Genomic DNA, 26,715 nt, shown 5'->3' on the forward strand with positions numbered 1-26,715 from the left:
AACGTCCTGAACCCAGTCGGTAAACGAGCCCATGACGTCCACGCCACAGACTCGAACGGACATCACGAACAGCACAAATCACGGTCGGTAAAGACGTTCTCGACCCAGGCCGTGAACAGCCGGTTCATCTCAGCGAGGCTGGTCAGCTGCCGTCCCGGCTCGCCGTCGCCGGAGGCGATCTCGACGGTGAACTCGCCGTTGACCGTGCGGAAGAACCGCTCGATCTTGCCCCGGCCCTGCGGCCGGCCCGGGGCGGAGTGCACCAGCTTGATCCCGAGCTTCGCGCAGGCCCGCAGCAGCCACGAGTCCACGAAGGCGGACCCGTTGTCGACGTAGACGTACTCGGGGACGCCGCGCGCGGCCAGGGCCGGCCGCAGGGCCGCAGCCAGGCGGACGGTGTCCTCGGCGAAGCCCCAGCGGTGCCCGACCACGGCCCGCGAGTGGTCGTCCACGAAGGCGAACAGGTAGGTCTTGCGGCCCTCGATCCTGGGCCCGTGCAGCGCGTCGCCGGTCCAGATCTCGTTCGGGCGGTCGGCCTCGAACCGGCCGAACACGGCCGGCTCCTTCGGGGCCTTCAGCGAGTTCAGGCCGTCGCGGACGAACATCCGCTGGATGGTGCGCTCGTCCGGCGCCCAGCCGTGCTGGGCGGACAGGATCCGGCGGATCTGCGCGGCCGACCGGGACGGATTCTCCTTCTTCAGGGCCGTGGCCAGCTCGAACACCTCGGGCGGGGTGCGGGGCTGGGACTGGCGGGTGGAGGGGACCAGGGCGTCGAAGCCGCCCCGGCGCCACTCCGATATCCACCGGTCGATGGTCCAGCGGGTGATCCAGATCGTCCGGCCGTCCGGATCGACGTGCGGGGCCCCGGCGAGCTGGCGGACCAGCCTGCCGCGCTGGCGCCCGGTGAGCGTGGGGTCGGCTGCCTCCCTGATCAACATGTAGCGGAACAGGCCGATCTGCATGGCTCGCTCCGCGCGAGTTGCCTGGTCAGTGTCGTTCTTGGTCAACGAGGGCTTCCTGATGGGTCGTCACATGACGGAACCTGCGAAGGCTCGCAGAACGCCACGTTCGAACATCAGGGGCGGCTCGTGTTGATCGTTGATCAAGGAATCGGGGGCGCCATCAGCCTCCCGCCGGTCGCCGCGCTGGCCAGCCACCAGGGCGACACCTCGCCGACGTCCGGCCAGCGCGAGGCGACCGCCGAACGCGCCCCGAACACCGCCGCCACCGCGTCCGCGAACGGCGTCGCCGCGGCCGACGGCGGCACCGGATCGAGGCCGGTGTCCACCAGCAGCACCGTGAACCGGACCCGGAGGTCCTCAGCCCGGCCGGCGAAGCGCCGCAGCCAGCCGCGGACCGTCTCCGTCGGCCGACCGATCGCCCCGGCGATCACCCTGGCGCCCGCCCCGGCCGCCTTCGCCGCCAGCGCGGCCCCGATCACCTCCGCCAGATCCGCTCTCCTGACCAGCGCGAACACCGGAAGAAGCACATGCGAGACGCCGCATCCCACGCACCGAGCCCGCCTCGGCCGCACCTCGACCCGGCCCGACCCGCTCCGCAGCACCCGCGTCCGGGCCCAACCCCAAGGAGCCAACAAATCCCCGCAATCCGGGCAAGCCAACTCCGAGTTGGCAAGTTGCCTATCGACCACAACCGCGTTCGCCCCTACCGTGAGCACAGCGCCTCCGCGCGCTACACGGCCCTCCCGGGCGTCTCCGCCAAAAGATCACCGGGAGGGCCTTCGCATGCCCTTCGTCGGCAAGGTGCCGCCCCAAACGAACGTGGGGCCCTCCGGGACATGCTCCGAATTTGATCGGCGCACATCATGCCCCTAAATCGCCGCCCTCGTAGGCATCTTGAGAGTCGTTCAACAGCCGTCGACGGCCACCGGCTCAGTGCGCTGTTCGAACTCGCCCTACGCACCGGACTGCGCAAGGGCGAACTCCTCGGCCTGCGCTGGGAAGACCTCGACCTGACCGGCGGAACCGCCAGCATCCGCCGCACCCTCCAACGCACCAACTCCGCCGGCCTGACCGCCCTCCCGACCAAGACCCACAGCTCCGAGCGCCGCATCGCCCTGCCCACCGAGTGCCTACGCTCCCTCGAACTACACCGCGACCGGCAGGCCCAGGAGCGTGAAGCGGCAGGGACCGACTGGAGGGCGACCGGCTACGTCTTCACCCGGCCCAACGGAGCCCCCATCGAGGGAGCCACGCTCACCCGACACTTCAACGCCCTGCTCCGCCGGGCCACGCTCCGCCGAATCCGCTTCCACGACCTCCGGCACTCGGCGGCAACCCTCCTCCTCGAACAGGGCGTCGAACTCGTCGTCATCAAGGAACTGTTGGGCCATGCCCACATCGGGGTGACCGCGACGGTGTACGCCCACGTCCGACTCCGTCTCCAGCGCGACGCTATCGATCTCCTTGGCAACGCCCTCCGCGACCCTGCCCAGCCCGCCACCCAACCCGACGAGGGCGACGAGCCACCGCTTTGTGCAGCACCCGTCAGCTGACGTTGCCGTCAACTACTGCCGTCAAGATGCCCAGAAGCCCCGTTGATGACTCTTCAACGGGGCTTCTGGGCATGGGATCTAGTTTGACTGAACTTAAGGGCGGGATCCCGATGCAATCCTCTGGATAGCCAAATCACTGGCGATTACATCTCCGCGACCAATTCATCAGTGAATGTATGTTCAGCTCGCCGGCATAAGAGGATTCTCAGCATCAAACTCAAACGTCTCTATCGCGGAATCGATCGGAAATTCCGAGTGGTCTCGCCAGATTTGAGCGATAGCGACCAGAAGATTCCACGAGGCGGTTGCGTGAACCTCGGATACTGCAGCGCTCTCGGGCGGAGAGGCACGATAATAACGAACAGCTGCAACCTGTTTGTCTACAGTCAGGCGGAGTGCAGTGGTCGTGCGGCGAGCTTCTTCTTCTCGAAGTGAATCAGCGCCAGAGATTCGCGCGTATACAAATTTGACCAGCCGCCCAATTTGCTCCTCAGTGATCCGATCCATTCCAGCCTCCCGAACACTCGGTTTCGCGTGAGAACAATTAACTCCCCGCCATTAACCTACAAGGTCACAGCGGCCGACACCCCGTACTCGCGGCAAATTTGGGTGGGCATCAGGCCTGCGGCCACAACTCGTGATCACCTAGCCGCCGCTGGAGAATATCAATCTGCCGCCGCGCTTCAGAAATTATGACGACCATCGCACCTTGAGAGCAAGTCATCCGAGGACCCCCAAATGACCACCGTTCATGAGGCCGACCAGAATAACCCGGCCGGCCTCATGTAAATTACGACGATTCATTCACCCGGCAAGGTCACGCAGAGCCTCTCAAAGCGCTAGCATGCCGGCGTGTACAGCTTTATGTTCTTGTAGTTATGATTGTCCACCCAGCCAATGTCACCATACCTGTTCACGAGAATCCGGTATTTATTTTTCCCATCACCCATGTCGTAGATCAACGCCGAGTCGCCAGCCCCGGGCGCCGAAGGGCCCCACTTTCGCGCGTGCGCACCAGGGGTGGGGTCGTTTCCTGTTCTGACCTCGAACCTGTCGGGGCCGGTGCCAGCACCATTCACCCTTGGCTGCGCCTGTCCAGCCAGGATTTCCTGAATTCGCTGCTGGACAATATTCGGAATTCCCGGGTCGTCGCCCCCAGCGTTATGCACCAGCACCGGAGTCTCGCCCGCCAGTACATAGTACGTGTGCTACGCGCCCCCTCTCCACCTGCTTTTTCGCGGGTCAACGGTGATTTGACGGTCCGTCGGCGTCCGTGGATGTGCGCCGAAGTCCGTGGTTGTTGCCGTCGCTACTGCCGTCAGAGGTGTAGACCAGTCGCGCCGTCGTCGGCTGCGCGCGTGATCCTACTGCCAAGCTCCGGGCTCGGCATGGACGACGGTGCGCGTGGTTTGCTCGTACGACTGGTGGCCGGTCTGCGCGCAGTGTCCGGCGATCCAGAGCGTCAGCTCCTCGGGGGTGTTCAGTTCGCCGGACGTGGCAGCACAGTCCTGCTCTTCGCCGGTGACGCAGCGCGCCTCGAAGGTCGGCAGCGCCATGGGGTCGGCCACGGCGGTCACGTGGTACTCGCGGAAGCGGTAGCGGGTGGTCTTGCCCATCAGCCTTCCTCGTTCCCGGCAAGGGGGCTGGCGTTCGCAGGTTCACCCTCCTCGGCCGCCTCCTCCTGCGGCGCCGGGATGCGCTCTCCGCGCGACTCGGCGACCCTGAGCGCGTCCGACAGGGCCTCGGTCAGCCGGCGGGCGAGCCAGCGGTACTCGATGGCCGACTGCGCTTTGGCTCCGGGGGCCAGGATGCCCCGGGCGTACTCCAGCAGCTCCTGGCCCATGCCGAGCTGCACGGTTTCGATGCCGTCGGCGAGCGTCGAGATGTAGCCCTTGCCGTCGGTGCTCAGGTAGCAGGGGCGCCCGTCCTCGGTGGTCCATGGCAGCAGGCGGGGTCCCGCCATGCCCGACGCCGCTTCGTGCAACTCCCTGCGACGCAGGCGGTCCGCGTCGCTCCTCGGCATACCCACAGTGGATCTCCGGCCTCGGTCGCTGGAACAGGACACGGCGACCGTAACGACCTGACTACGCGTCAATCCACGGAGCCAGCAGGGCAGATTGCAACGCAAGGTCCGCGAACTGCCACGCTGCGTAGCAGCTATCCGACGACGCCCAGGTAGCCGGCCATCTCGCGCATGTCGCTGGTCAGGGTGCGCTTGCGCTGGCTCAGGATCTCCTGCATGGTCTCGGCCGCCGAGTTCTGGTGCCTCAGCCACTCGGGGGCGGCCTCACGAGCGCGGGTCAGCTCGTCCATGGCCGCCGACAGGTCTCCGGTTCGCGTGTGGGCGCGCGCCATGTCCAGGGTGAAGCGGTTCCCGTCGTTCGTGCTGGGCCTGCCCAGTCGCTTCCACGCCTTCGGCGACAGCTCGACCTCTTCACCCGCCTTGCGCACCACGGCGCGGGCGTCTCCGACGACCATGGAGTCTTCGAGTGCCTTGATGGCGGCGGTCACCGGTCCGAAGACGGACCAGTGGCGGGAGACGTTGCGGTGCGCCGTGCCGACGGCGGTTGCCGCCACCCGTGCCGCCTTGCGGTACTCCTTGGCCTCGTCCGGGCGGTTGTTGCGTGCCGCCGCGGCTGCGGCCTCCATGGCCAGACCGCCCCACACCGCGTAGTGGTCCGGCTCGGCTCCGGTGATCTTCGGCTCCACCACGTCCATGCTCTGGGCGGCGATCCGCTCCGCTTCCTCCAGCCGGCCCTGCCGCACCAGCAGCCAGCACATGCAGCCGACTCCGGAGCCAGCCGCGAGCAGGTCCCCGCCTTCCCGGGCATCCGTGATGGCGCTTCGCAGGGCCGTGTAGGCGATGTCGTACTGCCTCACCTGCGTGAGGTACGTACCGGCCAGGCGCAACGCCTCGGCGCGGGCGAGCAGGGCTTGCCGGTGCTCTTCGCCGCTGTCGTAGTGGGCGACGGCTCGCGCGGCGTCCCGCAACAGGCCAGGCAGTTGGGCGGCGACGCTCTTGTAGCTGTCGGAGAAGTACAGCACCCGCGCGTCCCGAACCGTCCGCCCGTAGGCACGCAGGTTCGGTTCCTCGCCCACGGCCTCGGCGTCCTGGTCCACAAGCCCCACCGCCGGGGTGAGCGCGGCGCGAAGCTGGATGAGGTTGAGCCGGTTCGGCTCCTCCGCCCGTCCCACGGGCTCCGGTGCGTCGGACGCGACGAGTGCCGCCGTGGGGACCCCCAGAGCACGGGCCAGAGCGTGAAGCGTCTCCATGCGGACCGTTCCGCCCTGCTCGACCTTCCGGACAGTCGCCGGGGACAGGCCCGCCGCGTGGGCAAGCTCCTCCTGGCTCATCCCGGAGCGGCGCCGGTACTTCCGTACGTTGTCCGCGAGTTCCATCGTCATCAGCTCACCACCTCCAGCGCCACGGTACGCCTGATGGGCGAACTGACCGGGCTCTCCGGGCAGATACCCACCCGAGACGGTGACTCACCGCCACGCGCGGCGCCGGAGCCTCCGGCAGGCTGCGGGCCTGAGCGGGACGGGTTCCTCGTCGGTCGGGCAGCTTCGCCGGACCAGGGTTCTCCGGGGGCCGCCAAGGCTCACCAGGTGACGCTTGCGCTCGGCCTTGGCGGTCCCCGGGGGTTCCTGGTACGCCTCCGGGGGCCGGCCGGCGAGGGGCACGACCCGCGACCCGCGACCATTCACCCCGACGGTGCCGCACCAGTGCTCGACCCCCGGTCCCTCGGAGGGAGGGCAAGGGTTGACGTAGAGCTCTGCGGACTGCGCTTCTCTCGCTGGTGTTGCGCGCCCGGACGGGCGGGGGCGCCGCTGAGCGGGGCGGAGACAGGAGCGGGCGGCGGCCCCGCCGGGCCGGAGCGCGCGCGGCCCGCGACAGCGGGCCGCCTTGATCAAGTAAAGAAACTCTGAACAGCTCGACAGCTCAGCCGTCGGCCCCGCTCGTCCTCGTCCTGACTTACCCTCGCTGCTCAAGTTCCTTGGTCAGGCGGCTGACTTCGGCTTCCAGTTGATGGCGCGTCTTCTGGAGCTGTGCCACCTGCTTCCGCAGGCGGATGAGTTCTTCGGCATCGTCTTCTGCTGTCCGGGAGTCCTTGACACGTTCGACTGGTGCGTCAGGGTCCGGAGCCTTGCCCGCCTGCGTCTTGCGGACGTAGCTGCCGCGGCCGAGGACGGAGTAGATCAGACCTTCGCCTTTGAGGAGACGCAGGGCGTTCTGGACGGTTGAGCTGGCGACTCCGAAACGCTCCTGGAGAGCTCGCGCGGCCGGCAGTTGGCTGCCTGGGGTCAGGTCTCCGTCGAGGATTTCCCGGCGCAGGATGTCGGCGACCTGGATGTAGGGCGGTCGCGAGTCCTCTTCCAACGGCTCGTCGAGTGCGTAGTCGTCGGCTAGGGCCTCTCCCTCACGCTCGGCCGCACGCCGCAGGGCCTCGACGCGCTCTCGCGCGAGCATTGTGCGCCGAAGGTCATGGCGCCCGCCGATGAGGCCGACGATGAGGTTGCCTCGGGGGCCGCGGTACACGAGGCGCTCGTTCGTGAGGTGCCGCAGGGCCCGTTCGACGGTTTCGCTGTCGGTCGCGAACATCAACTGGAGCCTGATGGGTTCGGGGATCGTGTCCTCGAACTTCAAGCGTCCTTCCATGATCGCTTCGCGAATGGCCCAGATCGCTTGGAGCACGGGCGGCTGGCCGGCCCCGGAGTCGACGGAGGCGTCCTGCGTGCCGTGCTTTGCCTGCTCCCGCTCCGCCTTGGCCTGGTCGGCGATCTGTTGGAGCTCCTCCAACAGTGCCTTCTCCCGGTACTCCTTCTCAAGGCCGCGGACGTAGCTGCCGCGCCCTTGGACGGAGTAGATGAGCCCTTCGTCCTTGAGTACGCGCAGGGCGTTCTGGACGGTTGAGCTGGCGATCCCGTACCGCTCCTGGAGCGTGCGCGTGGAGGGGAGCTTCTCCCCGGGCCGAATCCGCTCTTCGAGGATCTCGGCGCGCAGCACGTCGGCGGCCTGGATGTACGGCGGCCGGGGGTCCTCTTCGAGCGGCAACGTCATACACCGAGGGTAGCGGCGGTTCCGCACGGATGACACGCCCGTGCGCTCGCCTGTAGCGGGTGCAGCGACCTACCCGTATCGGGCGTATCGCCTTGGCGTGTGTGCGGCCGTTGCGGGTGTGCGGGTGTAGCGCTATGGTCATGGCAGGTCGGAAACGCCGACCGAGTGAGGGGAACCCCCATGGCCATGGCCAGGATTCGCGTTGGGCTGCTGCCGTCTGCCGTCTGCATGGCGGGCACCGAGGCGACGCTGAAGATCAAGGATCCGCAGACCGGCGAGGTTGCCACCGACCGCGAGACGGGCGAGCACCTGTACACGGTCACCGTGATGCTCATGGAGGACGGGCGGGCGGACATCCTGAAGATCACCGTCGCGCAGTCCGGCATTCCGGCCGGGCTGAAGCCGGGCGTGATGGTGCGACCGGTGGACCTGTTCGCCACCCCGTGGGCGCGGATCTTCAACGGTCAGCTCTCGGACGGCATCGCCTACCGCGCGGCCAAGTTGGAGCTCGTCAAGTGACCGGCGGATTCATCGACGACGTGAGGAGCGTGAAGTGAACCCCGATCTGCTGCTGTGGGGCGCCGTTGCTCTCACGGTGATCTGGCTCGTGGTGGCTCTCGTGCGCTACCTGCGGGTGGACCGTGAGACCCGGGTGAGCATCCGGCAGGGGATGCGCATCCGGTTCGGGTGGGAGCGGCTGGCCAAGATGGCGGGCCTGTCGGTGACCGACAAGACGCCGACGTTCCTCGCCGAGCTGGTCAGCCGCGAGGGCGAGGTGCCCAAGCCCCGGGTCCTGGTTCCGCGCATCAAGGTGAAGCCGGACCGGTTCGGGGTGGTGGTGCGGGCCAAGTGCCTGCCGAGGGTGGGGCTGGAGGAGTTCCAGCGCTCAGCGCGCTTCCTCGCCGACGCCTGGCGCTGCACGCGGGTGTCCGTGCTGCCGGACGGTCCCGGGCGGGTGGTGATCCGGGCTGTGCGCCTGGACCCGCTCGTCACGCCGACCGAGCACACCCCCACGGGAACGGTGCCGGGAAGCCTGGATACGTGGGGGCTGGGGCTGGACGAGTACGCCGACGACGTCAGCCTGCCGCTGGCGAACGTTCCCGGCGTGACCGTGGCCGGCCTGCCCGGCTTCGGCAAGACGTCGCTGATCAACAAGCTCATCTGCGACCTGGCCCCCTCCGACGCGGTGCAGTTCGCCGTGGCGGACGGCAAGGTCTCCACCGCCCACGAAGGGGACTACGCGGACCTGACGCCCCGCCTGTTCGCCTTCGCCGGTGACGACCTGGCGGAAGCCAACGCGCTGTTCAAGCGCATGGTGAAGCTGCGGCGGGGCCGCTCGTCGTCCATCCGCGCCGTGCTGGGCGTGAAGAACATGTGGCACGTCGGGCCGTCCCGCATCTGGCCGCTGACGATCCTGATCATCGACGAAGCGCACACCTACTTCCGCGAGTACAAGGGCAACGACGCCGAGACGAAGAAACTGGCTGCGCTGTCGGCGGAGAACGCCCGGCTGGTCGAAGACCTGGTGAAGAAGGGCCGCAGCGTCGGGATCATGGTCATCCTGGCCACCCAGAAGGCGACCGGAGACGCGATCCCGACGTTCATCCGGGACGTGTGCCCGCTGGGGCTGTCCTTCGCACAGAAGACGGCGGAAGCCTCCGTGGCCGCGCTCGGGGACGACATCCGCAACTGGCCGGACGCGAACCCGGTCAACCTCCAGGACCCGGCCTACGTCGGGGTGGCCTCCATGGGAGTGCAGGGCCGTCCGGGCTTCACGCGCGTGCGCACCCCGTACGTGTCCGACGCCGACGCGGCCAGGATCGCCGACAACACCGCCCACCTGACCGAAGACCCGGCCGCCTACCTCGACGTCTACCCGGGCCCCATCGACTGGAAGCCCGCCTTCATGGACAACGACGCCGACACCCTGATGACCGAAGCGGCCTGACAACGCATGTAACTCACCATCAGGAAAGGAGAGTTGGCCTGATGGCCGAGGATCGCCTCACACAGCGCACCGTGACCGTGGTCATGGCGATCATCGCCCTGCTGGCGTTCGTCTTCTCCTTCGGCAACGTCTGGGCACTGGCCCTTCGCCTGGGGGTGCCCCACCCGGTCGCACCGCTGATCGCCCCCATGGTTGACCTCTCCGTGATCGGGCTCCTCGTCGGCCTGCGCTCGCTGTCCCTCCGCGGCGTCCCGCAGGAGGAGCTGACGGCCGCAACCCGTCTGATGCACCTGTGCGGCCTGCTCACCCTGGCCCTGAACGTCGCCGACCCCCTGGTCGCCGGACACTACGGCCGTGCCGCCGTCGATGCGGTCGCCCCGCTGCTCCTGCTCGGCTGGGGCCAGGTCGGCCCCCAGTTCCTCCGCCACTTCCACGCCCTGAGCACCCCGAACCCGGCACAGGCCCCCGTCCCCGTCCCGGCCTCGGCCCCGACTGTGGAGCACCTGCTGGATCCCCTCCCGTCGCTCGACCCCGCACCGGAAGCCGTCCTCGCACCGCCATCCGAGCCAGCGCCTGCCCCCGCTGTGATCCTCACCGCCGAGTCCGTGCCTGCTCCCGGGCCGGTCAAGCCGACCGTGCCTGTCTCTCTCCCGGCCATCCCCGAGGCCCTGCTGACCGCTGCCCGGCGCATCGCCGAGACGCACCACGCCGAACAGGGCGAGCACATCACGCCCAGTCAGCTGAAGGCCCGCCTGGGCGTCACGCTGCCGCTGGCCACCGCCGCACACGCTCAGCTCTCCGCCTGAGCCCCGCCGGCCCATTCCCCACCTGACCGACCCCGCCGACCGGGCTCGGTTCGCCATGCCCCGAGCAGCACCTACACGCCTTCCTGCCTGGCTGGTTGCTGCTCGGGGCCACCCACCCACAGAAGGGAAACGCCCCCACATGGTCGCCCTGGACCTGCGCCACGTGGCAAGCCCCGCCGTGCGGGACCTGATCCACCTGGTCAACCAGCCCGACTTCGACCGCACGCACCAGCAGATCGACCGCCTCGGCGGCTGCACCGAACCCGTGCGCCTGCTCGGCCAGACCACCACCATCGACACGGCAACCGGTGAGGTACTGCGCTCCTACACCACGGCCGACGAGCCCACGGGCAGCCTGCTGACGACCTGCGGCAACCGCCGCGCCTCGCGCTGCCCGGCCTGCTCCCGCGTCTACGCCGCCGACACGTTCCACCTGATCCGGGCGGGCCTGACCGGCGGCAAGACGGTGCCGGACACCGTCCGCACCCACCCCCGCGTGTTCGCCACGCTCACCGCACCGTCCTTCGGCCCCGTCCACAACCGCCCCACCGACGCGGGCGGTGCCCTGCGGCCCTGCCGCTGCGGCAAGCTCCACGAACCCACAGACGCGCTGCTCGGCACACCGCTGGACCCGAAGACCTACGACTACCCGGGCGCGGTCCTGTTCAACGCGCACGCCGGAGCCCTGTGGGCGCGCTTCACGATCTACCTGCGCCGCGAGATCGCCGCCCGGCTCGGACTCACGCAGAAGGCCGCCCGCGCCGTGCTGCGCGTCTCCTTCGCCAAGGTCGCCGAGTACCAGAAGCGCGGCCTGGTCCACTTCCACGCCGTCATCCGCCTCGACGGCCCCAACGGAAGCACCCAGCCCCCGCCCCCGTCCGCCACCGTAACCATGCTCGCCGACGCCATCCGGGCCGCCGCCGCCCGCGTCTCGATCAACGTCGTCTCGGACGCCGTCGGGGAACGCGAACTCGCCTGGGGCGAACAGCTCGACGTCCGCGAGATCGCCGCCTTCGGCACCGACACCGAACTCACCGATCACGCGGTCGCCGCCTACGTGGCCAAGTACGCCACCAAGTCCGCCGACTCCACCGGCGCTCTCGACCGCGCCCTGTTCTGCCGCCCCTGCCAGGGACGCGGCATGACCCTGACCGGCCACGGAACCCCACTCCACTGCACCGCCTGCGCCGGCACCGGACAGGCCCGACCGCTGCCCCGCCTCGCCGTCGAACGCCACGTACGGCAGATGATCCGCACCTGCTGGGAACTGGGCCAGCGACCGGAGTTCGCCGACCTCAAACTCTGGAAGTGGGCACACATGCTCGGATTCCGGGGCCACTTCTCCACCAAGTCCCGCTGCTACTCCACCACCCTCGGCCAACTGCGTGACGACCGCCGCGCCTGGCGCGCCGAACAGGCCCGCGCCCACGCCGGCCTGCCCGACCTCGACCCGAGCGCCACCCTCGTCATCGGCCACTGGGCCTACCACGGCTCGGGCTACAGCCCTGGCGCGGAACTCCTCGCCGCCGCCGTCCGACACCGCAGAGAACTGGAACGGCAGTTCACGGCAGAGGGCGGCTGCTGATGACCACGCACGGGGGGCCAGGCGCGGGCGGGGACCTGCTGACCGTTCCCCAGGTCATGGCCCGCCTCCAACTCGGCCGCTCCGCCGTCTACGACCTGCTCCGCACCCGGCAGCTCGCCTCCATCACCCTCGGCCGCGCCCGCCGAATCCCCACCCACGCCCTCAACGACTTCATCCGCACCCGACTCGAACAGGAAGCCGCCTGATGACCACACCCCGCGACACCCCCGCATCCCGCCGCGTCCGCGCCAACGGCGACGGAACCGTCTACCAGCGAAAGGACGGCCGCTGGGAGGCCGCCGGATACGTCCTCGCCCCCGGCGATACCCGCAAGCGCGTCCGCGTCTATGGGAGCACCCGCAAGGAAGCGCACGCCAAGCTGACCGAGAAGATCGCGGCGAGCAACCGCGGCGTCCCCGTGGTCTCCGCCCAGGGCAGCCTGGCCGCCTATCTGACGTACTGGCTGGAGAACGTCGCCGTCCACCAGCTCCGCGAGAACACCCACACCCGCTACACCGCCTGCACCAACCGCTACCTCATCCCCGGTCTCGGCAAGAAGAAGCTCGCCAAGCTCACCGCCAAGGACGTCCGCACATGGCTCAACCAGCTCCGCACCACCTGCCAGTGCTGCGCCCGCGGCCTCGACGCGGTCCGCGACCGGCCCCGCTGCTGCACGGCCGGCACGTGCTGCGGCAAGCGACTCTCTCCACTGACCCTCGCCTACATCCACTCCGTGCTCAAGTCCGCCCTGGAGCACGCCGTCCGGGAGGAAGAGATCCCGCGCAACGTCGCCCGCAACGTCCGCACCGGCACACCCCGCCCCCGACGCTTCGAACCCCTCACCGCCGACGAAGCCCGCACCTTCCTCACCGCCGCCCAGGGCCACCGCCTCCACGCGCTGTTCGAACTCGCTCTCCGCACCGGACTCCGCAAGGGCGAACTCCTCGGCCTGCGCTGGGAAGACCTCGACCACAGCAGCGGCACGGCCAGCATCCGCCGCACCCTCCAGCGCACACGCACCGGCGGCTTGACCACCCTCCCCACCAAGACAGTCAGCTCCGAACGCCGCATCGCCCTCCCGGCCCCCTGTCTGCTCTCGCTCGGCACCCACCGCAAGCAGCAGGCCCAGGAGAAGGAGAAGGCCGGCGCGGGCTGGGTGGACAACGGCCACGTCTTCACCCGGCCCGACGGTCACCCCATCGAACCCGCCACCCTCACCCGCCACTTCAACGCACTCCTCCGCCGCGCCCACCTCCGCCAGATCCGCTTCCACGACCTGAGGCACTCGACCGCGACCCTCCTCCTGGAACAGGGCGTCGAACTCGTCGTCATCAAGGAACTCCTCGGCCACGCCCACATCGGCGTCACCGCCACCGTCTACGCACACGTCCGCCTCCGTCTCCAACGCGATGCGGTCGACCTACTCGGCCGTACCCTCGCCAAGCCCTCCGAGGCCCCCACCGACCCCGACAGCGACGATCCGCCGCTTTGTGCAGCATCCGTCCGCTGACGTTGCCGTCAACTACTGCCGTCAGGCGCCCAGAGGGCCCGCCGGAAACAAACCCGGCGGGCCCTCTGAATTTAACCCGACCTCACGATTCCCTGCCCTCCAAGGAAAGCTCCATGAGGATCGCGGAGTATTGCCGGACGCGCTTGCGTCCCATGTCAGCCGGCACCGAGGAGGGTGCCTTCGCTACTCACGCGAGCGGCCCTCCTCAAGGAACTGCTGATAAACGAGGTGCAATAGCGCCGCGTATGCGTGTTGCGATCGAGCGGCCGCCTGCTTACCGCCCGTTGCGACGCCACCGAGCCGATCAATTCGATGCATAAGCTCTTGCAGCATTGCAGGCACGTCAACTGGCGCCGGCTTGAAGATCCCGCGCTCTACATAGCGGATTACCGTTGTCACGTACTCGTCGGCCTCCGCCAAATCGCTGTGCGCCAGAACCAGGTCCTCACCTGGCCCGCTCGAAGGGAACGGAAGGTGGCGCCACAGGGTATAGGAATCCATAAAGCTCAGCATCTTATTCCTCACTCCTAGTGGGCATCTGAATACCAGAAGGAAACAACTTTTCCGTCTGGCCCGACAATCCCACCCATTCCCCCATTGGGATCCGTGTACTTCACGCCGAATTTTCCGTCGTCAAAAGGCATCCTCTTTGCGTTCAAGCCCGCCTTGCCTCCCGGCTGAGCCAGCCGCGCCACCCAGTCCTTTGAATCCTGCAAGTACTGTTCGGGCGTGACATTCACTGGCGCGCCGTGCTTATTGAAGTGGTACTGGAAACTGGCCTCGGGAGCGTCGAAAGTACCCGCATGCCAGACATCTGCAATACCGCCGCAGCCTGGCCCGGTGTTGTGAACGAGCACCGGCGTATTCCCGGCCAGTACATAGTACGTGTGTCGATGGTCAACCGTGAGGTTGTACATGCCTCGCGAGCCAGGAATTGAACGAAGGCCCGTGACTTCGACATCCTGACCAGATGCCGCCCTCAGATGGTGACCGATCTGCAGGTCGCGGGTGGCGAGCCATTGTTGGGCCGTCTCGTCCCAGAATGGGTGATTGGATGTTGTATGGATAGTAGCTTCGCCGTCCGCGCCCACGCGAACGGAGAGATCGACTAGGTCGTCGTCTTCATGGACCCATGTCGCAAGAACTCGTTCCGAGCCCTGCGATTCGACGCTGTCTTCATCGGCAGCCAACACCGAATCGCCAACAGCAATGTCCCCAATAGGCTTTGAGTTTCCGTCTGCCATGAGGACGTGCGTCTCGGGAGTAAAGCTGCAGAATAGATGCCCAAAAAGATTCGACCCCGGCGACTCCGTCCTTTGGGCGATCTTTGTCTCGGCCTTCTCGGCAATAGTCTTCTTTCCGCCGACAAGAAGGCCGAGAGCAAACCCAGCATTTGTTCCGTGCTTGAAGTTTGTCGACTTGGTCTTGACGCCGTTCATTTTGACTACATGATCGAGGGCGCCGCCGGTGAGTCCCTTCATTAGGTCGCCCGCCCCTGGGAGTGTGCTGTTAAGCAGGTTGCCGTGCAGCTCTATCAGTTCGCGGCTGACCTCAACCCCTACCCCCCACGCGTAGTCCGACAGGTCTCCACTTTTGGTGGGACCAGGAGGGGGACCTGACTCCGAGCAGCCGCCGGGCCTACATACTGTCCCTGAATCCTCCGGTGACCCCCCAGCATCGCATCCATTTACCTGGTAATTACCGCATTTCGGCAGACCACAGCCGAATCCGTTGTGGGACATCATGCCCGCGCACGGCGCGAGTCCTGAGGGGTCGCTGAGGTTGATCGGGTCGTTGTTGCTGTAGGCGTAGCCGTTCCACTGTTGTGGGTCGGCCGGGAGGAGGAGGGGATCGGGGTTGATGAAGCGGCCGTGGACGGGGTCGTATTGGCGTGCTCCGAGGTTGGTGAGGCCGGTGGTGTCGTCTTTGGCGCCGCCGACGAAGCCCTTGGTGCCGGCCCACTGGTCGGTGGTGGGCTGGGTGCCGCGGGGGTTGCCGAATGGGTCGGTGGGGCGCCGGGTGACGGTCTGGTCGGCGTTGGTGTTGATCTGGACGCCGTTGGTGCCGTGCGGGTCGCCGGCCTGGATCTGGACCGCGCCTCCGCCGATCGGGGCGGTGACTCGGGTGTAGGTGAGGCCGCCTCCTGCGGCAATGGAACGTGTGTTGGTCAGGTTGCCGGTGGCGGTGTCGAGGGTGAGTTCGTCGGTGGGCAGGTTGAGGGTGGTTTTGCCGGGGTTTCGGCGGATGAGCTGGTTGCCGTCCGCGTCGTAGAGGTAGCTCGTGGTTCCGGCAGTCCCGGTCGAGGTGAGGGAGTCGAGCTTGCCTTCACCGGTCCAGGCGAGTGTTGCTGTGCCGCTGGTGTCGGTGATCGCAGTGGTGCTGCCCACGGCGTCGTACTGGTAGCTGGTTGCCTTGGTGCCTGCGGGGCTGCGGGTGGTGGAGGTGAGCAGGGCGTGGGGTCCGCCGGTTCCGCCGCCGGTGTTGGGGGCGGTGGTGGGGGTGTTGCGGCTCTTGGTGGCTCCGAAGGTCTGGGTGGTGGTGGTGTCGTTGAGGCTGTTGCCGGTGATGTCGTGGTGGACGAGGCCGGTTCGGTTGCCGGTCGCGTCGTAGCTGTAGGTGTTCCAGTAGGGCGCTGGGCCGCCGACGGTTCGTCCGCCGGGGCTGACGGTGGCCGGGCCGTTGGTGTTCGTGCAGCCGCCGATGCCGGGAACGGTGGTGGAGCTTCCGGTGCCGTGGACGACGCCGGTTGTGTCGGTCCAGTCGGCGGTGGTGAAGGTGCCGCCGGTGTCGGTCCAGGCGTTGGTCAGCCGGCCCAGGTGGTCATAGGTGAAGCACTGGGTGTCGGTTGCGGAGGCGTCCTGGATGTCGGTGGCCGAGGTGATCCGGCCGGACGGTGTGTATGTGTAGGTGGTCTGGTCGGTGGAGACGGTTCCGATCTGGCGGTCGAGGAAGGAGTTGATGACCCTTCCGGTGGCCCAGTCGTACTGCTGGGTGGAGACGACCTGGGTGCCGTAGTCGCCGACTGTTGTTCGGACGGGCCGGGCGAGGGCGTCGTAGTCGGCCTGGGCAACGATGGCCTGGTCGAGGCTGGCGGATGCGTAGAGCAGGCCGGTGATGGTGTTGGCGTAGGTGATTGATTCGGCCGGGAGTCCGCCCGCCGCGGGGATGTCGGTCTCGGTCAGCGCGCCGAGGACGGGGCTGTAGGTGTTGGTCGTGGTGTAGGTGCCGGCGAGTGCCCCTTCGGCGGAGGGGATGGTGATGGAGGTGCCGAGCGGCCGGTAGGCGGTGTCGTATCCGGTGATGGCCTTGGTGTAGCCCGCGCCACTGCTGCCGCCGATATAGCGGGTGGAGGAGGTGGGCTGGCCCTTGGCTAGGGTGTCGTAGGTCCACGCCGCCAGCTGGTTCGCCGGCGCCACACTGCCGCTGAACATGCCGGTCTTACGGCCGAGCAGGTCGTAGCTGTAGGCCAAGGTGTTGCCCTTGGCGTCGATGGTGTGGTCGACACGCGAGTTGACGTCGTAGAACGTCTGAGTCACACCGGTATCCGGATCGGACGCGGAAACCTGCCGTCCGCGGAGGTCGTAGGTCGAACCCCACGTGTTGCCGCTGCTGTCCGTGTGAGCGGCCAACAGACCGGCCAGTGTGTAGGCGTAGGTGGTCACGTCAGCGTCGGCGCTGTTGCCGGTCGCGGTCGGGGTGCGGTACTGCCAGAAGGCGGTGGTGCGCCCCCATGCGTCAGTGACCGCCGAGGCCGCCATTTCACCGGTGGGCGGGGTGATGTCGGTCCGGTCAGCACCCGGATACGCGATGGTGGTCGCCCACTGGAGGTTGCCGTAGGAGCGGAACTCCGCCCGCACCGCGCGCCCGTTGCCGTCGTAGCTGTTCCAGGTCTGGCCCGGTACCTGGCCGTCACCCTGGGGGACGAAGATCGACTCGCCGGGGAAGGAGCTCTTCTCGTAGTACGGGGAAGAGGTTTTGATCACCCAGCCGTGCGTGTCGTAGGTCGTGTCGGTGATCAGGCGTCCGGTGGGCTTCGCTGCGCTGGTGTGCTGGGACTGGCGGGGGCGACCCAGGCCGTCAAAGAGGTCGACGTTGACGGTGTACGTGGCCGCGTCGTCATTGAGCGACTCGGTCGTGACACTGGACGGCCCCGCTGTACCCCGCAGAGAGTAGGTGAACTTCCGGCTCGGGAGCTTGTTGGTTGGCCGGTCCGGCGCCCAGACGGCGGTGAGTCGACCGAGGGCATCGTACTGCCCGGTAATCACTCGGCCGTTGGGGTCGGTGCTGGTCAATGCGGACCCGCGGGCCGGATCGACGGTGGTCGTGGTGGACCAGGCCGATCCCATGGGGCCGGTAGCCCGCACCTGCGTCGGAAGGGTGCCGGTGGCGGGGGTGAGTGCAGTCGTGCTCACCGCCGGCGTGACTGAGGCGCCGCTGATCTGAGCGCCCGCGCTGTTGTAGGTGGAGCCATCAGTGGTGGCAGTCGTCAGGCTGCGTCCGTAGGCGTCGAATGTTGCGGTGCCGACGTGGGCATAGACGGCGCTGCCAGCCTGGTCGAAGCGGTCAAGGACCTGGTTGCCGGTCGGGTCGCCAGCCGTCCCGGCCTGACCGAAGGGCTTGCCGTCGTAGAGCGTGCGGCCACTGGACAGAGTGTTGCCGGCCGTTGGTTTACCGGAGCAGGCTCCCTGGAAGGTGGTCGACTCCGAGGCCAGGGTGAGCAGTTGCGCGTTGTCGCTCGCCGCGTAGCCGGTGGTGGTGCAGGTCTCCGGGGTGGCGGCGGTGCCGTCTCCCTTGTCGTCGACCTTGATGACGCGGTTTCCGTTGGCGGGCTCCGTGGTCGTGACCGCGGTGCTGGTGCGCCAGGTGCCGTTGGCGAGTTTGGCCTTTGTGATGGCCGTCGTCTCGGAGTCCGGCAGCCAGGCATAAATCTTTGGTGCGCCGGCAGTCTGGGCATGGGTCGCGGAGACCGTCTGGCCGTTGTAGGTGTTTCCGGAGATGGAAGTGACTGTGCCGCCGGCTTGGTCGAAGGTTTCGGTGGCGACGACGCGTCCGCTCAGCTGGGCGCTGTCGGGGACGGTGCCGCCCAGGGGGCTGGCGACGTCGGGGACGGTGCGCAGGGCGCCGTTGGCCAGGTAGTCGCCGACCATGCCGCGCAGGTAGGTGACCTTCTGTTGGGTCTTGGGGGCCTCGGTGGTGGACCCGTCGCCGGTGGTGGTGGTCACCGACTGGTAGCCGCGGAAGCCGTCCCAGGTGCGGGTCTTGGGGTCGGTGAGCTCGGCGTCGTTGCGGTGCCAGGCGGCGCCGCCGCCGTAGGTGTATTCGGTGGTCTTGGAGACGTTGGGGGTGCTGACGAGGTCCTGCTCGACGACCCGTTTCACGAGGGGCTTGTCGAACCAGTCGTTGACCGGAGTGGTGGAGGACTGCCCAGGCAGGTACCACTTGACGGGTATGCAGGCCATCGAGTTGTGGTCCTCGGAGGCGGGCATGTGGTTGTTGACGCGGGAGCATTCGGGGTCGGTGTAGTAGACGTTGATGCTCCCGCCCATCTCGGTGGTGATGCTCTGGATGCGCGGGCGCATGAACATCGGCGAGGCGGGGACGAGGCCGTCGACGCGGTTGGCCCGCATCTTGTACTGGAACTGCACCGGAGGGAGGTTCGTGATCTCCGCCTGGCCGTTGCTCGGTACGCGCTGGAGCGAGTCGAGCTGCAGGAGGCGCTTGGTGCCGTCTCCGGGGTCGGCGAGCTGCTGGTTGAGGTTCCAGGTGTCGACGGTGCGGTAGGCGGAGTTGACCAGGACCTGGGTGGTGATCGCGGTCAGGCGCTTCGTGGTGAAGAACGTCGGTGCGACGTTGGCGCAGGTCGCGTCAGTGCAGATTTGGTCGACCGGTGTGTCCGGCCATGCGCCGGCGTTGGTCGCGCGCTTGCTTTCGGAGCAGTCGTTCGCACCGTCGGGTATGCAGCGTTCAGCAACGGTGAAGAGGACCTTCGCCGCCGGGTTGGCACTGCCCTTGGCCGCCTTCTGCTCGTCGAGGCGCTGGCCGTAGGCGATCTCCTTGACGAACCCGGCCCGCTGGTAGTCAGTGAGAGTGCCGTTGCCGCCGTTCTGCACGCTGCCGCGCTTGTACTTGTTGCCCTCGGTCACGTACTTGTACGTGGTCAGGTTGCCGTGTGGGTCGACGACGTAGTCGAGCTGCCAGCGCCAGGCCATCTGACACCAGGAGTTGTTCCCGGTGCCCGCGTTGTAGCAGGGGTCGCCGCTGTTGGGCGAGTACACGGGTGCGGTGAGGACGGAGTTCGCGGCAGGGTCCGAGGCGTCGCCGCCCGGCAGGTGGTTGAGGCCGAAGTAGTACTGGACTCCGTCCGGTGTGGTGATCCGCCAGTACTCCATGCCCTGGTAGGCGACGTCACCCGCGCCCTTCGGCGCGCCGGTGAGCTGCTCGACCTTCGAGCCGTCGTCGCTTTCCAGGTGCCAGACGCCGCTGGCGTCATCGCGCACCATCCTGCCCGAGTGACCGCCCAGGGAGAGGGTGGCGTTCTGGCCGCCCCAGCACTGGTCGGCGGAGCCGGTGATGCCCGCCTTGTCGCAGGACTTGTAAGAGCGTTCGACGAAGCCGGGCTCGTAGCCCCAGCCGTCGCCGACCCATGAGGGCTGCGCGTTCGTCGAGGAGGTCTTGCCGTCCACGTCGGCCGAGTTGTAGCCCAGTGCCACCTGTGGGGCCGTACCGCCGAGGGAGGGCGGGACCTGGATCGGGTAGCTGTAGGTGAAGTTGCCCGCGTTCGAGCCGGAGGTCCAGGCCGACGACGGGGTCAGGGTGGTTGCGGTGTAGCTGCCCAGGGCGCCGGACGGTGAAGGCGCCGCGGCGAGCACGACCGACCCGCCACTGTCACCGCTACTACTGGTGGCAGCCGACAGGGCGGGCGCCGCTGAAGTGGTGAAGGACGCCTTCACCACACCGCCCTCACCCTGCGGGGAGGCTGTCCTGGGGGGCAGGGTGACCTCGGTGGTGACCTCGCCCCGTCCGTCGGCTTTCGCCTGCACCGGGGTCTGGGTGCGGCATTCGGGCCGGTCCGGCGTGGTCAGCACACACGTCGGCAGGGCGACGAGGGCGGCGCGGTCGGGCCACCCCGCCGCCTGCAGTGCCTTCAGGTCCAGGGTGACGCTCGCCGCGCGGCCCTTGGCGGTAGCGGGCGCTTCGGCGTCGGTTAGGGCGATGAGCGGACCGGTGACCCCGGCGGCCTTGCCCTTGTCCTGCCCGGTCACCTGGACCGTGACCGCGTGCGCGCTCTCACCAGGACTGGTGCCGGGGGCGACCTTTACGGCCAGGGCGCCCGCCTTCGATCCGGTCGCACCGCCGGAGGCCGGTGAGGCTCCACCAGTGGCCCTGCGGGCGGCCTGGGCCTCGGGACTGTCGGCGCCCAGGGTCACTGTCGCGGTGCCGGTTACCAACGGTGGGGTCGGCTCCGGCTTCCAGGCGGGGGCCTTGACTGCGGGCGCGGGCGCCGTTGTCCGGGCATCGTGTCCCGTGACCGAGACACTCTCGCTGCCCAGCGGCGTGTGCGGTGGAGTCCAGACCTTCCCCTTCGGCGTGGGGTAGGTCCACGCCAGCGCCGGGGGTGCGGTCACTCCGGTCATCGCCAGGGCGACCACTGCGGCCACCACGGGTGACCGCCACCGGCCTCCTGGTGATCTCCAAGCCCGTTTACGGGCAGACCAAACCATCGTCACTTCTCCTCGTAGGCAGTTGACATGACCTCAAAATGACACAGCTGTGCCCATGGTCGATGTGACGATAAGTGAAGAATCGAACACAGCGCCAGCTTGTTCGATTCGTGGATGAGATGTTTGCGAAGTCTTGACTTTGTGATCCGGTGGTTATCCGGACATGTCCAGGCGAGTTGGTAACTGGTTTGACCGATCGCCAGGTCAGGCCACATCGTTCCCATTCGAACGCAGACGGCCACCAGCGTCTGCCAAGCGGGAGGGATCTACAGAAGAGCCATGTCCACCACGCCACGGGCAATCACGAACACACCATCACCACCGCCGATACGCAAGCGCGCTCTGCGCCTGGCCGCGCTCGGAACCGGGTGCGCCCTGAGCCTCGGGCTGCTCGTCGCTCCGAGCGCGCTGGCCGCGGAACCCGCCACCACGCCGACGCACGGACCAGCAGGCGGCGTGAAGCCGCTCGTCCCGTCCTCGCCGGCTCCGTCCCGCACGCCTCTGCAGCAGGCGATGCTCGACTCGGTATCCAAGGCGAAGTCCACAGGCAAGCCGGTCATCGTCGATGTCCTGACGAACGAGGCGTCGAAGACGATCGCCAATCCGAACGGCACGCTGACGACCACGGACAACGCCCTCCCGGTCCGGGTGAAGCGTGACAGTGGTTGGGCAGAGCTCGACTCCACTCTGCGTCAGAACTCCGACGGAACCGTCAGCCCCGCTGTCGCGAGCACCGCGCTCACGCTTTCCGGCGGCGGTAGTGCTCCGATGGCCACCGTTGCGACTCCTGACGGCAAGAAGCTGTCCGTCGGCGCACCCTTCACGCTGCCTAAACCGGCTCTGAACGGGGATACGGCCACCTACGCGAACGTCCTTCCCGGCATCGACCTCCAGGTGACCGCCCTGCCGGTCGGCGGCTGGCGCGACGTGATCGTCGTCCGGACACCCGAAGCGGCCGCCAACCCGGCACTGAAGACCCTGCGCTTCCCTATTGCCGCCCAGGGCCTGACGGTCACTTCGGACGACAAGGGCCGAATCGACGTCACGGACGACAACGGCAGCCTGCGATTCCGCTCACCAGCCCCGCTGCAGTGGGATTCCTCCACACCTGCGCCCACCGCGTCGCCGAGTGCTCCCGCGCAGGTCAAGCTGGCATCCTTCTCCGCGGCGGCTCCGGCCTCCGACTCGGTGCCCGCCCCCGTCGCGGCTGCACCCTCGACGGCCGAGGCGCCGGGCGACGGCGCCAACGTCGCCTCGATCGGGAGCAAGGTCACGGGCGGGGCGATCGAGCTGACACCCGACCCCCAGGCCCTCGCCTCCGGCACCGGCCCGTGGTACCTCGACCCGACGCTCACCGCCGTCACCAGCTACACCGCAAGCTCGGTCGAGGTCCAGGAGAACCACAAGGACGCGAAGAACTGGAACACCAAGTCCAACCTCGCCACCGGCTTCTGCGGCTACCACAGCTCCATCCCCAGCCAGGACTGCGGTGACGAAGGCCGCCAACGCGCCTACTTCCAGTTCAACGTCAACCCGGCCATCTACACGATCCCCCAAGGTGCCGAGGCGCCGCCGACGCTCTTCACCTCCACCCTCAACGCCCAGGTCTCCGGTGCCGCCAGTCTGGGTACCCCCACCAACCTCGGCGTCTACTGGGCCCCCACCGGTATCGACGGGTCCACCAACTGGTACAAGCAGCCGTGCGGCGACAACGGCAACCAGGTCATGAGCGGCTGCACCTACGTCGGTGGCCAGCCGATCACCGGTACCGGCCCGATGGCCGTCGACGTCACGAGCATCATGAAGCAGGCAGCCGCCGGCACATGGCCCACCTGGACCATCGGCATCGCCCCCAGCGACACCGAATGGAACAAGCTCTACCGCCACTACATCGCCAGCAACCCCACCGTCACGACGACCTACGACATCACCCCCACCATCTGGTACCCGCGAACCAGCCCGACGCCGGGCTTCGCGAGCGACAACAGCCAGGCCGCCTGCACCAGCAACGGCCCGAACCCCTGGGACAACCCCGGCTGGGTCAACAGCAACCAGAACATCTACCTCACCGCCAACAGCTGGTCGCCCACCGGTCAGAACCTCTACACCGGCTACCAGATGTGGGACGACAACGACCCGAACTTCAGCGCGACACCCGGCGACTGGGGCCGCAGCTACAACGACCCCGGCCCGATGAAGAGCGTCGGGTCGTTGTCCGACGGTCACCAATACGGCTGGCTCGCCCGCGCGACCGACGACCTCCTCACCTCGCCCAGCAGTGCCTGGTGCTACTTCCGTGTCGACAGGACCAACCCCCGCATCAGCATCAGTTCCAGCGACTTCCCGCCCTCGGGTACTCCCAACCCCAGCCCGGCCAAGTACATGGGCGACGGGGGCGTCTTCAGCCTGAACGCCGAGGACCCCGCACCCGGTGCCGGCCTGCAGGCCTCCGGTATCGCCTGCGTGCGCGTGAGCACCGACCCGACCCCGGTCGTCGGCTGGAAGTGCGACTCCAGCACCTGGCGACCGGGTGGCGATCCCTACACCTACACCCCCCACCAGTGGGGCACCAACACCCTCTACGCCTGGGCCATGGACAACGCCGGCAACTACAGCCAGCCGGCCGTCTATAACTTCTACGTGCCCTGGAAGCCCGGCACCCAGCCCCTCTTCGGTGACATCGACAACGACCAGAAGGCCGACCTCGTCCTCGCCGACAAGAACGGCGACCTGCGGATCATCGGTGGCACCACCGACCCCGGCGCCTCCACCGCGGTCGCTCCGGCCGCCGCCGCGCCCGGCAACCTCACCTACGGCGCCACCTGGGCCGACTACCAGCTCAGCCACCACGGCAGCCTCACCGCCGGGCAACCCGTCGACCAGATCATCGCGCACTACACGGGCACCGCGGCCGAGCTGAAGAACACGCTCTACGTGATCCCCAACGACGGCACCGGCCACTTCGACCAGAGCCAGCCCCTGACACCGACCCGCCCCACCACGTGCAAGATCTACGGCACCACCACGACCTGCGACGGGTACAACGCCACCGACTGGAGCACCGTCTCCCAGGTCATCGCGTTCGGCACCCCCAAGGGCGAGGCCGTGGGCCCCAAGATCGGTGACCCGACGAAGACCGTCTTCACTACCCAGACGTCCATCATGACGCTGGAGAACAACAACCTCTACATCTTCACCCCCGCCGGCAACCTCCTCAGCAGCGCGACACTCATCCCCACCGCCTCGGGCAGCTGGAACGACCTCGAACTCATCAACCCCGGTGCCGCGAACGGCGTCACGACCGATCCCGTAGCCAAGACGGACAAGAACCAGCCCACCCTCTGGGCCCGCAACCGGACCGACGGCCACATCTACGCCTACCCCCTCGGCTTCACTGCCACCGGAACCGTCGACTACTCCGCCCTCACCAAGCCCGACCAGGGCATCAGGATCGACACCACCCCGCTGCCCCAGAGCACCTACCCCCGTATCGGCGCGGCGGTCCTCTACAAGAGCGACCAGAGCGACAACGTCTCACTCTGGGCCGTCGGGACCGACAACGCCATCACGGTCTTCCCCGGTCTGAGCAGCACCGGCGCCACCGGGAAGGTCGACGGGCTCGGCGATCGCCAGAATGCTGGCTACACGGACGCGAGCTTCGCCATCCACCCCAACACCACCAGCTGGCAGTGCATGGACGCCGTGGGCGGCCCCGGGGACGGTGCCACGCTCGCCATCTGGGGCTGCTGGAACACCGCCAACCAGCGATTCAACATCGCCACCGACGGCACCATCCGCGCCGGCAGCTACTGCGTCTCCACCAAGGACGACGCCCTGGGGGACGGCACCGCGGTGATCCTCACCCGCTGTGAGGGAAAGAACGGCCAGAAATGGGCCATACGCCCCGACGGCCGCATCTACCTGCCCGCGACCATCGACGCGGACAACCCCGCCGGCCGATGCCTCGAACTGCCCGGCGGGGCAACCGACCAGGGAACCCGTCTCGGCATCTGGAACTGCCCGAGCGTCCAACTCAACCAGCAGTGGACGCTCAGCCCCGAGCGCACCCCCTGACGCTGACCACCTCACTGCACAGCAGATGATGTAGCACCCACACCGAGGGGTGTGCTCCGAGCAACCCGGGGCACACCCCTTCTCCCGACCACCCCTCGAACACCCAAGCGAGCACCCCATGACCCGCACCAAGCCCGAGCCCGGCGCCCAGGAAGCCGCAACGGCCCCCAATGAGCCCGAGACCGCCGCTGACCGCCTGCGGTCACGCTGGGCCGAACCGGACAACACCCCTCTGCCCTGGTACCGACGGATGTCACGGCGAACTGTAGTCACCGCAGCCGCCACCGCTGCTGCCGTCGGAGTCGCGGGCACCCTCTTCGTCGTCCTCGGCCCCGACGAGCCGGACCGGTTCAAACTCACGGCCCAGCAGAGCATCGGCGACCTCACCCTCGACCCCGAGGCCACCCGGGCCCTCGCGGACGAGGACGCCCGCATCTTCCCCGACAAACCCGGCCTGATCCGCGTCCACGACCACTTCGTCGTCGCCTACCGCACACCCGGCGCGGCGGACGCGAGTCTGGTGGTCGTCGGAGCGAGCGGCTCCTTCCAACGGCCCGTCCGCGAGATCGACTCCCTCCTCGGCGGCCCCGATCCCGTTGACGACCCCGTACCGGCGGGGGAACCGCAGCGCGTCGGCTACACCGTCGTCCCGCCCGGCCCCCTCGGCGGCTTCATGAAGTGCGCGGCAACCGGGACGGGCAGCGACCTCAATGTCGCCTGTGCCTGGTCGGACGGAACCACCCTCGGCAGCGTCACTGACGTCAAGGCCACCGAAACCACCATCGACCTCCCGGCCCTGGCGGAACGCGCCCGCGCCATCCGCGCAGCGATGACCAGCAAAAACGAGCCCTGACCGTCTCCCAGGTCGACGCCTCCGTCCTGGACGGGCGGGGGCGTGGAGTCCTGGTTGGTCGCATCCGCTGTCGTGGATGACCTCCGCGGCCACCCAGACCAGGTCCGCCCCTGGTGGGTCGGCGCGCCGGCCGATCACCGCGTTGCGGCGCCGGTCCGGTTCAGGCCCTGCTGTCAGCGGGCGGACCAGATCGGGCAGTCGGGCGTGTGGAGGGTCAGGAAGACCACGGTCCCGCCGTCGGTGACGCGCCGGTCGCGGGAGACGGTGCAGCACACCACCGGCGCCGGAGGCAGCGTCCGGAGCGCGGCAGGGGTTTCGTCCCGGTCAGGCACGGCGGTACGCGGCCACGCGCGCTCCACGGCCGGCGGCGCGGGCCGTGGGAGGGAGCTCCGGCGTCGGGCCTGCTCGATGGGTACGCCGAGAGCGCGGGCACGGGCGTGAAGACGGCGGCGGTCGCGGCGTTCGGACATAAGTGACACCTTGCACCCTCCTGCCCCGTCCACGCCAATGGTCCGGCGGTGCGTCCGGATCGGCCTACCGGCTGGACGCCTAGTGTCCTGCGCCGGAGATCCGTCGGCAGAAGCGGGCGAGGGAGTCGAGGATCTCATCGGCGGTCTTGGTCCAGGTGAACGGCTTGGGGT

The 26,715-nt window shown here is 68.1% G+C and carries 18 protein-coding genes and 1 pseudogene; 9 read left to right on the forward strand and 10 right to left on the reverse strand.

Annotated elements, in window-relative coordinates; all coding sequences use genetic code 11:
• Window positions 1-62: 62 nt before the first annotated feature.
• Both AB0J08_RS36185 and AB0J08_RS36190 read right to left on the reverse strand, forming a co-directional pair.
• Complete coding sequence (locus AB0J08_RS36185; RefSeq protein WP_360642583.1) at window positions 63-1,007, reverse strand: DDE-type integrase/transposase/recombinase; 945 nt, start codon at window positions 1,005-1,007, stop codon at window positions 63-65.
• A 95-nt stretch (window positions 1,008-1,102) separates the two neighbouring features.
• Window positions 1,103-1,477 carry a hypothetical protein gene (locus AB0J08_RS36190; RefSeq protein ID WP_360642585.1) on the reverse strand — a complete coding sequence of 125 codons (375 nt, stop codon included), beginning with the start codon at window positions 1,475-1,477 and terminating at the stop codon, window positions 1,103-1,105.
• 405 nt (window positions 1,478-1,882) lie between these two features.
• Here AB0J08_RS36190 and AB0J08_RS36195 point away from each other — a divergent pair.
• Window positions 1,883-2,515, forward strand: a pseudogene (locus tag AB0J08_RS36195) (site-specific integrase); the annotation flags it as partial.
• A 180-nt stretch (window positions 2,516-2,695) separates the two neighbouring features.
• Here AB0J08_RS36195 and AB0J08_RS36200 read toward each other — a convergent pair.
• The 5 genes from AB0J08_RS36200 to AB0J08_RS36220 form a co-directional block, all read right to left on the reverse strand.
• Window positions 2,696-3,022: a hypothetical protein gene (locus tag AB0J08_RS36200; RefSeq protein WP_360642587.1), complete on the reverse strand. Its 327-nt coding sequence runs from the start codon at window positions 3,020-3,022 to the stop codon at window positions 2,696-2,698.
• Window positions 3,023-3,879: 857 nt separating this feature from the next.
• Complete coding sequence (locus AB0J08_RS36205) at window positions 3,880-4,131, reverse strand: hypothetical protein (RefSeq protein WP_360642589.1); 252 nt, start codon at window positions 4,129-4,131, stop codon at window positions 3,880-3,882.
• The gene (locus tag AB0J08_RS36210; RefSeq protein ID WP_360642591.1) at window positions 4,131-4,478 is read right to left on the reverse strand and encodes a hypothetical protein; all 348 of its coding nucleotides are present in this window, start codon (window positions 4,476-4,478) and stop codon (window positions 4,131-4,133) included. The genes AB0J08_RS36205 and AB0J08_RS36210 overlap by 1 nt, the downstream gene beginning before the upstream one ends.
• Before the next feature lie 194 nt (window positions 4,479-4,672).
• Complete coding sequence (locus tag AB0J08_RS36215) at window positions 4,673-5,920, reverse strand: helix-turn-helix domain-containing protein (protein WP_360642593.1); 1,248 nt, start codon at window positions 5,918-5,920, stop codon at window positions 4,673-4,675.
• Between the two features lie 571 nt (window positions 5,921-6,491).
• Window positions 6,492-7,577 carry a GntR family transcriptional regulator gene (locus AB0J08_RS36220; RefSeq protein WP_360642595.1) on the reverse strand — a complete coding sequence of 362 codons (1,086 nt, stop codon included), beginning with the start codon at window positions 7,575-7,577 and terminating at the stop codon, window positions 6,492-6,494.
• 186 nt (window positions 7,578-7,763) lie between these two features.
• Here AB0J08_RS36220 and AB0J08_RS36225 point away from each other — a divergent pair, with 186 nt between their 5' ends.
• The 6 genes from AB0J08_RS36225 (at window position 7,764) to AB0J08_RS36250 (ending at window position 13,426) form a co-directional block, all read left to right on the forward strand.
• Window positions 7,764-8,096: a hypothetical protein gene (locus tag AB0J08_RS36225; RefSeq protein ID WP_360642597.1), complete on the forward strand. Its 333-nt coding sequence runs from the start codon at window positions 7,764-7,766 to the stop codon at window positions 8,094-8,096.
• Between the two features lie 34 nt (window positions 8,097-8,130).
• Window positions 8,131-9,525, forward strand: coding sequence for a cell division protein FtsK (locus tag AB0J08_RS36230; protein WP_360642599.1), 1,395 nt, complete (start codon window positions 8,131-8,133; stop codon window positions 9,523-9,525).
• 41 nt (window positions 9,526-9,566) lie between these two features.
• Window positions 9,567-10,331 (forward strand): DUF2637 domain-containing protein, encoded by a 765-nt coding sequence (locus AB0J08_RS36235; protein ID WP_360642601.1) that lies wholly within the window; start codon window positions 9,567-9,569, stop codon window positions 10,329-10,331.
• Between the two features lie 139 nt (window positions 10,332-10,470).
• On the forward strand, window positions 10,471-11,916 hold the full coding sequence (locus AB0J08_RS36240; protein ID WP_360642603.1) for a replication initiator: 1,446 nt from the start codon (window positions 10,471-10,473) through the stop codon (window positions 11,914-11,916).
• Window positions 11,916-12,122: a helix-turn-helix domain-containing protein gene (locus AB0J08_RS36245; protein ID WP_360642605.1), complete on the forward strand. Its 207-nt coding sequence runs from the start codon at window positions 11,916-11,918 to the stop codon at window positions 12,120-12,122. Before AB0J08_RS36240 ends, AB0J08_RS36245 begins: the two co-directional genes overlap by 1 nt.
• Complete coding sequence (locus AB0J08_RS36250; RefSeq protein ID WP_360642607.1) at window positions 12,122-13,426, forward strand: site-specific integrase; 1,305 nt, start codon at window positions 12,122-12,124, stop codon at window positions 13,424-13,426. The genes AB0J08_RS36245 and AB0J08_RS36250 overlap by 1 nt, the downstream gene beginning before the upstream one ends.
• 183 nt (window positions 13,427-13,609) lie before the next feature.
• On the opposite strand, the gene AB0J08_RS36255 is transcribed toward AB0J08_RS36250, so the two are convergent.
• Together AB0J08_RS36255 and AB0J08_RS36260 are read right to left on the reverse strand one after the other, a co-directional pair.
• Window positions 13,610-13,939 (reverse strand): hypothetical protein, encoded by a 330-nt coding sequence (locus AB0J08_RS36255; protein ID WP_360642609.1) that lies wholly within the window; start codon window positions 13,937-13,939, stop codon window positions 13,610-13,612.
• Window positions 13,940-13,953: 14 nt separating this feature from the next.
• A complete protein-coding gene (locus tag AB0J08_RS36260) occupies window positions 13,954-21,087 on the reverse strand; it encodes a polymorphic toxin-type HINT domain-containing protein (RefSeq protein WP_360642611.1) in 7,134 nt (2,377 codons plus the stop codon).
• A gap of 339 nt (window positions 21,088-21,426) precedes the next feature.
• Here AB0J08_RS36260 and AB0J08_RS36265 point away from each other — a divergent pair, with 339 nt between their 5' ends.
• Both AB0J08_RS36265 and AB0J08_RS36270 read left to right on the forward strand, forming a co-directional pair.
• A complete protein-coding gene (locus AB0J08_RS36265; protein ID WP_360642613.1) occupies window positions 21,427-25,221 on the forward strand; it encodes a ricin-type beta-trefoil lectin domain protein in 3,795 nt (1,264 codons plus the stop codon).
• Between the two features lie 118 nt (window positions 25,222-25,339).
• Window positions 25,340-26,074 carry a hypothetical protein gene (locus AB0J08_RS36270; RefSeq protein WP_360642615.1) on the forward strand — a complete coding sequence of 245 codons (735 nt, stop codon included), beginning with the start codon at window positions 25,340-25,342 and terminating at the stop codon, window positions 26,072-26,074.
• 173 nt (window positions 26,075-26,247) lie between these two features.
• Here AB0J08_RS36270 and AB0J08_RS36275 read toward each other — a convergent pair whose 3' ends face one another.
• Window positions 26,248-26,406, reverse strand: coding sequence for a hypothetical protein (locus AB0J08_RS36275; RefSeq protein ID WP_360642617.1), 159 nt, complete (start codon window positions 26,404-26,406; stop codon window positions 26,248-26,250).
• Window positions 26,407-26,715 lie beyond the last annotated feature (309 nt).

Origin of the sequence: Kitasatospora sp. NPDC050463, assembly GCF_040655255.1 — a bacterium.
Lineage (GTDB): Bacteria > Actinomycetota > Actinomycetes > Streptomycetales > Streptomycetaceae > Kitasatospora.

What these genes read in the sequence shown, in the direction of transcription:
- AB0J08_RS36200 (WP_360642587.1), bottom strand. Translation starts at nt 3,022, where the DNA reads ATGGATCGGATCACTGAGGAGCAAATTGGGCGGCTGGTCAAATTTGTA.
- AB0J08_RS36205 (WP_360642589.1), bottom strand. Translation starts at nt 4,131, where the DNA reads ATGGGCAAGACCACCCGCTACCGCTTCCGCGAGTACCACGTGACCGCC.
- AB0J08_RS36210 (WP_360642591.1), bottom strand. Translation starts at nt 4,478, where the DNA reads ATGGCGGGACCCCGCCTGCTGCCATGGACCACCGAGGACGGGCGCCCC.
- AB0J08_RS36215 (WP_360642593.1), bottom strand. Translation starts at nt 5,920, where the DNA reads ATGACGATGGAACTCGCGGACAACGTACGGAAGTACCGGCGCCGCTCC.
- AB0J08_RS36220 (WP_360642595.1), bottom strand. Translation starts at nt 7,577, where the DNA reads ATGACGTTGCCGCTCGAAGAGGACCCCCGGCCGCCGTACATCCAGGCC.
- AB0J08_RS36225 (WP_360642597.1), top strand. Translation starts at nt 7,764, where the DNA reads ATGGCCAGGATTCGCGTTGGGCTGCTGCCGTCTGCCGTCTGCATGGCG.
- AB0J08_RS36235 (WP_360642601.1), top strand. Translation starts at nt 9,567, where the DNA reads ATGGCCGAGGATCGCCTCACACAGCGCACCGTGACCGTGGTCATGGCG.
- AB0J08_RS36240 (WP_360642603.1), top strand. Translation starts at nt 10,471, where the DNA reads ATGGTCGCCCTGGACCTGCGCCACGTGGCAAGCCCCGCCGTGCGGGAC.
- AB0J08_RS36245 (WP_360642605.1), top strand. Translation starts at nt 11,916, where the DNA reads ATGACCACGCACGGGGGGCCAGGCGCGGGCGGGGACCTGCTGACCGTT.
- AB0J08_RS36250 (WP_360642607.1), top strand. Translation starts at nt 12,122, where the DNA reads ATGACCACACCCCGCGACACCCCCGCATCCCGCCGCGTCCGCGCCAAC.
- AB0J08_RS36255 (WP_360642609.1), bottom strand. Translation starts at nt 13,939, where the DNA reads ATGCTGAGCTTTATGGATTCCTATACCCTGTGGCGCCACCTTCCGTTC.
- AB0J08_RS36265 (WP_360642613.1), top strand. Translation starts at nt 21,427, where the DNA reads ATGTCCACCACGCCACGGGCAATCACGAACACACCATCACCACCGCCG.
- AB0J08_RS36270 (WP_360642615.1), top strand. Translation starts at nt 25,340, where the DNA reads ATGACCCGCACCAAGCCCGAGCCCGGCGCCCAGGAAGCCGCAACGGCC.